14 protein-coding genes and 1 pseudogene are annotated in these 8,338 nt (G+C 52.3%); all 15 read right to left on the bottom strand.

The window, feature by feature from the left end:
* A pseudogene (locus tag LPH68_RS24660) lies at positions 1–289 on the bottom strand (hypothetical protein); the annotation flags it as partial.
* On the bottom strand, positions 268–1,080 hold the full coding sequence (locus LPH68_RS24655; RefSeq protein ID WP_230297195.1) for a hypothetical protein: 813 nt from the start codon (positions 1,078–1,080) through the stop codon (positions 268–270). The gene LPH68_RS24655 and the pseudogene LPH68_RS24660, both read right to left, overlap by 22 nt.
* Positions 1,081–1,101: 21 nt before the next feature.
* Positions 1,102–1,317, bottom strand: coding sequence for a hypothetical protein (locus tag LPH68_RS24650; RefSeq protein ID WP_196045882.1), 216 nt, complete (start codon positions 1,315–1,317; stop codon positions 1,102–1,104).
* 15 nt (positions 1,318–1,332) lie between these two features.
* Positions 1,333–1,608 (bottom strand): hypothetical protein, encoded by a 276-nt coding sequence (locus tag LPH68_RS24645; RefSeq protein ID WP_230297194.1) that lies wholly within the window; start codon positions 1,606–1,608, stop codon positions 1,333–1,335.
* Between the two features lie 241 nt (positions 1,609–1,849).
* A complete protein-coding gene (locus LPH68_RS24640; protein WP_230297193.1) occupies positions 1,850–2,890 on the bottom strand; it encodes a hypothetical protein in 1,041 nt (346 codons plus the stop codon).
* Between the two features lie 58 nt (positions 2,891–2,948).
* Positions 2,949–3,158 (bottom strand): hypothetical protein, encoded by a 210-nt coding sequence (locus tag LPH68_RS24635; RefSeq protein WP_217315060.1) that lies wholly within the window; start codon positions 3,156–3,158, stop codon positions 2,949–2,951.
* The gene (locus LPH68_RS24630; RefSeq protein ID WP_217733534.1) at positions 3,155–3,469 is read right to left on the bottom strand and encodes a hypothetical protein; all 315 of its coding nucleotides are present in this window, start codon (positions 3,467–3,469) and stop codon (positions 3,155–3,157) included. Before LPH68_RS24630 ends, LPH68_RS24635 begins: the two co-directional genes overlap by 4 nt.
* A gap of 8 nt (positions 3,470–3,477) precedes the next feature.
* The gene (locus LPH68_RS24625) at positions 3,478–3,699 is read right to left on the bottom strand and encodes a hypothetical protein (protein WP_057279717.1); all 222 of its coding nucleotides are present in this window, start codon (positions 3,697–3,699) and stop codon (positions 3,478–3,480) included.
* 11 nt (positions 3,700–3,710) lie between these two features.
* The gene (locus LPH68_RS24620; RefSeq protein ID WP_057279718.1) at positions 3,711–3,974 is read right to left on the bottom strand and encodes a hypothetical protein; all 264 of its coding nucleotides are present in this window, start codon (positions 3,972–3,974) and stop codon (positions 3,711–3,713) included.
* Between the two features lie 8 nt (positions 3,975–3,982).
* Positions 3,983–4,561, bottom strand: a complete 579-nt coding sequence (locus tag LPH68_RS24615; protein ID WP_230297192.1) for a hypothetical protein — start codon at positions 4,559–4,561, stop codon at positions 3,983–3,985.
* A gap of 359 nt (positions 4,562–4,920) precedes the next feature.
* Positions 4,921–5,766: a DUF4313 domain-containing protein gene (locus tag LPH68_RS24610; protein WP_217733535.1), complete on the bottom strand. Its 846-nt coding sequence runs from the start codon at positions 5,764–5,766 to the stop codon at positions 4,921–4,923.
* 66 nt (positions 5,767–5,832) lie between these two features.
* Positions 5,833–6,711 carry a hypothetical protein gene (locus LPH68_RS24605; protein WP_196045627.1) on the bottom strand — a complete coding sequence of 293 codons (879 nt, stop codon included), beginning with the start codon at positions 6,709–6,711 and terminating at the stop codon, positions 5,833–5,835.
* A 19-nt stretch (positions 6,712–6,730) separates the two neighbouring features.
* Complete coding sequence (locus LPH68_RS24600) at positions 6,731–7,312, bottom strand: hypothetical protein (protein WP_196045628.1); 582 nt, start codon at positions 7,310–7,312, stop codon at positions 6,731–6,733.
* Between the two features lie 11 nt (positions 7,313–7,323).
* A complete protein-coding gene (locus tag LPH68_RS24595) occupies positions 7,324–7,863 on the bottom strand; it encodes a hypothetical protein (RefSeq protein WP_196069299.1) in 540 nt (179 codons plus the stop codon).
* Positions 7,820–8,338 (bottom strand): hypothetical protein (locus LPH68_RS24590; RefSeq protein ID WP_230297191.1); only part of this gene is annotated, 519 nt, incomplete at its 5' end. The genes LPH68_RS24595 and LPH68_RS24590, both read right to left, overlap by 44 nt.

Here is an 8,338-nt window from a genome sequence, read left to right as displayed (position 1 = left end):
CCAGATACGGAATATACTCGGTCACCAGTATGGAAAGTGAAAGATACTCCTCCGGTTGCAGTTCGCTCTTCTGGTGCAGGTTACAGTGCCTCTCGAGCAGGGAGTCGATGTCGGCTTCCCGCAAGCTTTCGTCCGTCCATGCCAGGCAACCTTCTTTCTTGCAGGCGGGACATTTATCCGCTCCATACGGCAGGAGCATCACCTTGCCGCAATCGGAACAGGTGACCAGGTCGCCTCGTTCCGTATAAACATCTACCGTTTCCATTCTCAATCCTCCGCGTAAGGCCATTCAAGGCAGCAGTCATTGCATACGGCCACGCCCTCGTCACTCAGAATGTCAATATCTGTGCCCCCACATTCGGGGCATACCGGTGCCTTTTTCTTGTCCATTCGTCGCTCTGCCGCTTCTTCCTTCAGAATCAGCGGCACCCAGTATGCCGATGTGCCGAAATCCCGCATCCCGTTTTCATCCTGTATGGGTTCACAACCTTTCGTTCCCATGTATTTCTGGGAGTCCGGCCAGCACACGGCACGGTAACACTTGTCCCGCTCGGGCGATTTGCCGGTATGGCGTATATAGTCTTCCTCGGGCACGTAAAGCGCTCCGTTGTCCCCGCTTTCCCATGCCGGGTAACCGGTTCCTTGCTCCTCGAAAGGAGTACTTTCCTCGGGAAATTCCACGAGCACATACAACTTGTCATCCCATGCCAGGGAACACTCGCCGCAGTGGAACCGACTTTCGTGAATATCATAACGGATATTTTCCGAATTGCATTTCGGACAGATAATGTCTTTTGTTTTTACTTTCGGGAAACTCAGAATTTCTCCGGCAATGACTTCCATACTGGGCCAGAACAGCTGTTCGTGGTAATCGTCCGCCATCTTTTCCGCCAGATTCTGCATGTCGTCGTCGCTGATCTTTTCCACATCGAAACCTTGTCCTTCCAGGTCATCGCGGTGGACGGACGTGATGGGGAAATACCCGGCGTTCAGCTCCCGGATAAATTGTCTTTCCTCTTCTGTCGGTTCGGGTAAGTTGTTGAAATATTCCCTGAGCCGTTGATAAAGTTCTCTTACCATAATTATATTCCTGTTTTTAATCTAATATCCACCAGTCGAGGACCAGTAGTTCCGGTCCATGATTTTTTCAAGTTCGAGGTCGGAACGTTCTTTCCAGAGGTCGAAGTCATCAAGCAGCTCCGTTCCGTCCTCCAGAGAAAGCACCGTATCCTCATTGTCAGACAGATAGTCTTGTATGTCATATCCGGACGGATAACGGTTTTCCCGAATGATTTCTTCTGCAGTTTCCTTGTCCATTCGGTTGCCATTTTTTCAGTCCGCCGGTATTGTAACCGGATTCATTTGTTTTGTCTTTTCCCTGTAAAACCTGTCGATGGCAAAGAAGTAGTCCTCCGCATCCCAATCAGTGCCCGCATGTCCAGTCTCGAATTCCTCCGCCCACCGGACGATCTCGGCATTGACAGCACGGGAGTCCCGGTCCTCCCACAGGTTGTCCGCCCCGGCATTGTAGGCAAGGTCCACGACAGCCTCCTGCAACTTGTTGTAGCCGTTACACTCCCTGCCATTGGAACGCAGCCATAAGTCCACGTCGACGGCATCCTCTTCCGTCGTCTCGTTATGCAGGCACAGGCACTGCCCGTTGCCGTTATGGCATACGAGGACCGGCCGTTTGGTGTCGGGGCATATCCGTACCAGCAGCTCATTGGCGGCAAGTGTTTCCGTATCACGCCCATTGAGCATTGCAGGAAGCGCCTGGCTGACCAGGCTCAGGATTTCCTGTTCCTCCTTTGTCCCGGACGGCTTGGAAGCCAACAGGTTCTGTATGCTTTTAAGAAGATTGTAAATCATAGTCAGCAGTCGTTATGTTCTTTCCAGATTTTACGTTTCTCGTCATAGCCCTTGTTTTCCCACCATTCATTGCAGGTTTCGGCAACCCCTGATGGTTGTCTCCGGCCGGACGCTTGCCCTGACGGTAACCCGTGATCTGTTCCATTTGATTTTCGTCCAACGAGTCCCACCATTCCTGCATGCGCTCCTTGAATTCCCTGAGCGTAATGAAGGACTGATGGTCCTCGCATTCACACCAGTTATCATAGCGGTCTATACCCGTGGTACCGATGAATGTACGGGCATTCGGATTCACCCATGCCTGGGTCTGTATATTGTCTGAACCGCACTCCTCGCATACGACAATCCCGTCGTCATTGACATCAGCGGAGATGAACCCGTGTTCTTCCAGCCAGTGGGCAATCTCAAGCAGCCCCTCGGTCTGTACCTGTCCGATGGGCTCATCGAAATCCTCGCCGGCTTCGCCGTTGAGCGTGCAGAGCAGTTTGCCGTTCCCGTCGATGAAAAGTTCATAAACGGTCGCACTTTCATAACCGCCGTATCCGTAAAAAGCGGAATTGTGGACCACCACTATCGGGGAGGTTTCATACTCCGCTGATTCCGCCTCCCGGTAATGTACACCACGGTTACGGTAAAACGTGCCGATAATATTGTTCTCTTTTTCCACGGCACGGCGAATTTTCCCCAAAAGTGACTCTCTGATGGAGATGACACTGAGTTGCACATAATCCTTACGGATACGCCTGTACACTTCCTGCTCGAAGTTGTCTTGGACGGAATCGAAAGGGGATACGCCGGCGTTTTCTTGGATATATTTGTCCTCGTAGAAGTTATAGTGCCGGCAGACAATATTCCTGACGCGGCGAAATTCCTCCCCGGCAAATTCGTGGATGCCATCCTCGCTTAGCGAAGTCGGGAAATAACAACCGGGCATGTGCGCTGTCATTTCGCGGTAAAGCGCGTCATCATCTTCCGGAAAAATTCTGTCTGTTTCCGGTACTGTGGGATTCTCTTGTTTCATGTTGCTTGTTTTTATCTGTAGTTGAACAATTTCCGGTCTGCCGCCCGTTGCGTGGCGGTCACCATATTCTTATGTCATAGTCCTTGAAACAGCCCTCCAGCTCTTTGAGCCCTTCCAGGCTGTGCAGCCCTTCTTGGGAGCTTATCTCTATGTCCACGGACATGCCATAATCCTCTTTTACTTTCACTTCCGAATCGGGGAATACCTCCCTGACCGCTTCCGCTATGCGGGTGTTTTCTGTTCCGTTCTTAACGATGTTGAGTATCATATGTCTTTCTTTTTCTTATGCAGTACAGTATCGCTTTGATTCTGCGGATGTTGCTTTTGACTTGTTGTTTCATAAATTCCCAGGCTCTCGTTTTTCCGTTTCCGGTACCTTTCCTTGATACTGTCAATATTGTCGATGAAAGACCGGTAGTCCTCCATTTTACCGCAGTACATGCCGAACGGGCGTTCTCCGTAAAAGACCGCTCCCGTGCAAAGCGTGAATCCCAATGGTGTCAGCAGGGATTCAATCTTCTTATATTCCTCGTTGGATTTTCTTATCCGCTCCAACAGTTCGGGCCTTATTTTATTCATTGTAGTATTTATTTGTCTGATTCTGTCTTGTTTTTACTGCGCCGGTAAACCGGGCATCGTGTCCGGTATTTGCATTCGCCCCGGGCCGCGTCGGTATGCGCCCGGTGCCATTCATCCCAGCTTTTCACTCCATTGTCCGTAAGGAATGTGATCAGTTGCATGCAGCAGAAACCGCTTTCCTCACGGTTCCGGTCGTGAAGGTTGGCCAGTCCGTTGTCCTTGAATCTCATTTGGAGGATTATTACAAGGAAATCATTTCCACGATGGCACGGATCGTGTCATCCTCGAAATATCCCAGCGGGATTACCGCACACGGAGTACAGTCTTTTGAAAGCATGATATCTGGAATATACACGTTCTTTTCTGCATCAAAGATGACGGGCTTGCCCGCATCATCGGTCAGGTCCCATTTACCTCCGTTGTGTTTCAGCTGCCCCATGATATAGCCGAGCATCTCGGATGCTTCGGCATTTTCTTCTGGTTTAATAGTTTTACTTGTTTCCATATCAATATTTATTGTTTTTTCGCTTTTAGCATTTGTTTTCTCATGGCAAGCAGTATTGCCTCGATGCCTCGGACACTCACCTCGTTCTCTTTCAGTTTGTAATAGTAGGTGTTCGCCCCGTTGTAGTCTTCCCGTGCCTTGCGCAACCTGCATTCCTTGGCATCACGGACTTGTTCATAGGACAGGTCGTAACCGATGAACTCGTCCATGAAGTAGGATATGGCAGAGTGGTCCTCCCTGTAGCGGGTCTCCACCACGGTGCTGCTGATGTCCCCGCACCGTTTGCCGAGCGTCCGGAGCACGTCGCTAATATGCCGGTCATGGTACTCGTAACCGAAGAAATGGGTGTGTCCGTAATATATCCGCTGTACTTTCCTCGCGTAATATTCGTACCACCGGGCATCACATTCGGTATGTTTCCGGGTGACCCGGCAGATGGCGTACTTCTCACCGATCCATGTAAAATGTGCCAAAGTCTCGCTTGCCACCGTTTCATGCCGGCAATATTGCCAGTTGGCCTCTTCAGTCCCGTTGAGCGGGCGGAACGATTGCTTGAGAATCCATTCCCTGAAACCGTTCCGTGTCACGCCCGGATAGTTGCCGGCAATCTTCCTCCACTCTTCGGTGCAGGTGTCTTCCAATGTCGCGAAACTTTTCGGGTAACGTCTGCGGTCATTGCCGTCCCGCGTGATTTCCCGCCAGCTTTGGTCGCACACTGTTATGGCGATGTGGTTATTGATCGCGTAATCGCGTTCGCAATAGCCGGACGGGGCGTCACATAGCCAGTACCAGCAATTCTCACCGTAGGTATCGCGGCAGACGTAGCGCCCTGGTTCGCCTTTGGGTGTCTGCAGTTGCCAGACTTCCATGCACTCCCCGTGTCTGATATGGCTCAGGCGTACCCTGATGCCTTTATTTTCCTGCGTCACTTCCATGGTAGTCGGTATCATTCTCCCACAAGGCTTTTCTCGTAATCGGGAAAAGTGTCCGGCGCGAGCAGCGCGAGCCGTTCCCTGTCGAACAGGTAGGCGTGCATCGTGACGAATCCGCTATGGATATCGGGTATGACATGGGAGCGGCAGGCGATGCCGTTCCGGGTGAGGAACTCGCCCATTCCCTCGTTCTCGCTGTACTCCTTGACGAAGGCATAATACGGGGGAAGGGGGCGCATGTTTACCGTCACGTCGGTGAAGGGTCCCCATGATGTCCCGTTGTCATTCTCCGGTGAGAGAAGTCCCACGTAAAGGTTTCCGGGAGAATCGTAGGAAAATACTTCCAGCCGTACCGGAATGCCGTCAGGGTATGTCCTGTTTACATACCGCAGTTGCCCGGCGGGAGGGGTTTTCCATCCGGGAAGACCGAAACGGCAGCTGCCTTCCATGATTTGCTCGCCGTCAATCCTGACCGTGCGCCCGTCATTATGTGCGAGTACGAACGTGGGACAGTCGCCGATGCGGCAGTTCTTCTCCTTCAGTGTCAGGGGATTGTCCATGTCCTTCCCGTGAAGACAGGTACAGTGGATGGTACTCCCGGGTTCCAACAGGCACAGCTCGTCAAGGAGCTGGAAAGGAGAGCGGATTACCCTGGCGGCGTCTTTTTTGTTCTCCTTTTCGAGAAGGCGGTAGATCTCTTCAAGGTCGTATTCGTTGTCTATCGGTTGCCCGTGCTCCGTATCCACGATGACCACACCGGTATTGGCCAGGTGGCATTCCGCTATTGTCTTGTCATAATCGCTCCATTCAGGATTGATTTCTTTTACCGTGTTGAATTCAAGTCCGTATGATGTTCTCATTATATATGTTTTTTATAGTTATACTTTTGATTTGTATTTTTAGTTATTGTGACTGTTTTTCTTGTTCTACGGGATACCGTTCCCGTTCTTTTCCAGCCAATGATAATAGGCGAGCGCCTCGTCATAGTCTTCCCGTGCCTTGCGTAACCTGCATTCCCTGGCGTCACGGACCTGCTCATGGGACAGGTCATAACCGATGGTCTCGTCCATGAAATAGAAAACCGTGCGCCCGTAGCAGTGGTCCGTGCGGGTTTCCACCACACTACGGAAGATGTCGTCACACCGCCTGCCGAGTGTTCCGATTACGTCGCTGATATGTCGGTCATGGAACTCGTATCCGAAAAAACGGATGTAACTTTCATGTTCCTGCCGGTTTGTCTTTCCCGCGTAATACTCGTACCACCGTGCATCGCACCTGGTGTGCCGCCGGGTGACCTTGAATATGGTGTACTCTTCGCCGATCCATGTAAAACGTGAGAGTATCCCGCTTGCCTCTTCCTCATCGTAGCAATCCCGCCAGTTCAGCTCTTCGGTCCGGCTGAGCGGGAGGAATGACTGTTTGGTAATCCACTGCCCGAACCCCTTGCGTGTGACATGCGGAAGCCCTTTCACGATCTTGTCCCATGCCCCGTCGCATGCCTCGTCCAACGAAGGGAAACTTTCGGGAAAGCGTTCCCTGTCCATTCCGTCGCGCAGCACCTCGTTCCAGTCCTTGTCACATATGACAAGGGTGAGGTCCGCCCTTACATGGCAGTCCCTCTCGCAATATCCGTAGGGGGCGTCGCATAACGTGTACCACTCCTTCGGGCCATAACCGTCGTCACGTCCCAGATAGCGCCCGGGCTTGCCTTCCTCCGTCTGCACCTCCCACACTTCCGTGCAGTTTCCCCGGTCGATATGATGCAGGCGTACCTTGATCTCCTTGTAATCCTGTTTTTTTTCCATGTCAATCATTTTTTTTATTCTATGCCGCCTTGTTCAGCCCGTCGATGATGTGCCTGCATTCGGCCTCCATCTCTTTCAGGCATTCCATGCCGTAGAATCCCCAACAGCTACCCAATTCGTTGGAGTCGTCATCCTCCGGTGTTATGCGATATCCGAAGACCTCTCCGGTGTAGTAGTCGTCAAGGGTTTTGATTTCACCTTGCAGGTATTCCTCGATCCGCTTCCTGCGTTCCGCGGTGATGCTCTTCCACCCGTATTCCCGGCGCACCTTGTCCAACGGTACCGCGATGATGCCGAAAAATCCGGAATCCCACGGGCAACTGAACGGTGAGGTGGATACCGTAGTGCCGCTATGCTCGTAGAGATAGACCGGCAAGGCGATATATTCCTTCAGGAACGATTCCCGGAAATTTCCGATGCGCCCGTCAAAAACCTTGTCGATATCGAAGTGGTCGTCGAACTCCTTCTCCGGGCGGTAGCGACGGTGTGCCGTGTAGAGCGTACCGAGGTTGTCGAACATTTTTCGCGGGTTTCCGGCATCGTCATCATAGCAGATGTTGATGTGATGCCCGTTGTATGTAATCCGATTATACAGTTTCATCCGTTTGGCTTTTAGGTTTTTACTCTTTGCTCGTTTACTTTTGCCACCAGTGTGTCCACACTCTCCACGGGGGCGCTGACATTGTTCATGCCGTTGATCTCACCGAGCGTGCCCGGAGTGAAGCGGCGTGTGACTTCCCCGGTGTCATAACTGAGGACACCGCCGTCGAACGTGAAAGTCAGGCCGACGGTCCGACCGTTTTGTGTTTCTCCGTAAACGGAACATGCCGCTCTCAGCCCATGGGTGTACAGGTTTTCGGCATCCCATGTCACCTCCGGGGTGAGGCGTGCCACTTCCCGCATGACGGGAGCCACGATTTCTTTCGTCCACCATGGTCTTTCGATACGGTTCCGTTGCCCTGACAGCCGCGTGATCCGCTTCTCGTGCCAGGCGATTTTCCGGCGGGCTGCATCAATCTTTCCCTGCAGCCCATCCTGTTGCTGCCTGTATGCGTTTGTCTTGTGCAGGTAGTCCGCAATAGATTTTCTTACTATGTCCGTTTCCATTTCAAGTCCTGTTACAGAGTTGTACAAATTGTTCCGTAATCTCATCCCGCTCGAACTCGTCGCAGTTCAGGTCGAAAAATATGCCTGAAGCTGCGAGCATGTCACGGGCTTCCCCGTAGGTGATGTCGTTCCTGTGCCGGTATCTGTCCACCATGTCCCGATGTTCGGCTTCCGCCCGGTCGTGCAGCCTCATTTTATACTGCCTGTACCATGCGGGGAACTGTTCCTTGGGGACCATGTGTTCCAGCTGCAAGTCCCGGTATCTTCCCGGTGCCAGCAGGATGTGGCTGTCAATGTAGGACTTCGCCTCGGCTATGATCCCCTCCCTGGTGAAGGGACGGTGGGAACGTGCCGTGAAATACACCCATCCGTCATGCAGCGGGTGTTCGATTTCAACCTGCACACCCTGCCTCCTGACATGTACCACGATATAGGCGGTCTGGCCGGGGAACATATCGTCCTTGAGGCTCACTTCCCGGCAGGCCGGCGGGTCAACATGGATGTAGTGGTCCTGCCTTGC

The organism is Bacteroides sp. 1_1_30, from assembly GCF_020982715.1.
GTDB lineage: Bacteria > Bacteroidota > Bacteroidia > Bacteroidales > Bacteroidaceae > Bacteroides > Bacteroides xylanisolvens.
This window is presented reverse-complemented; position numbering and strand designations above follow the sequence as displayed.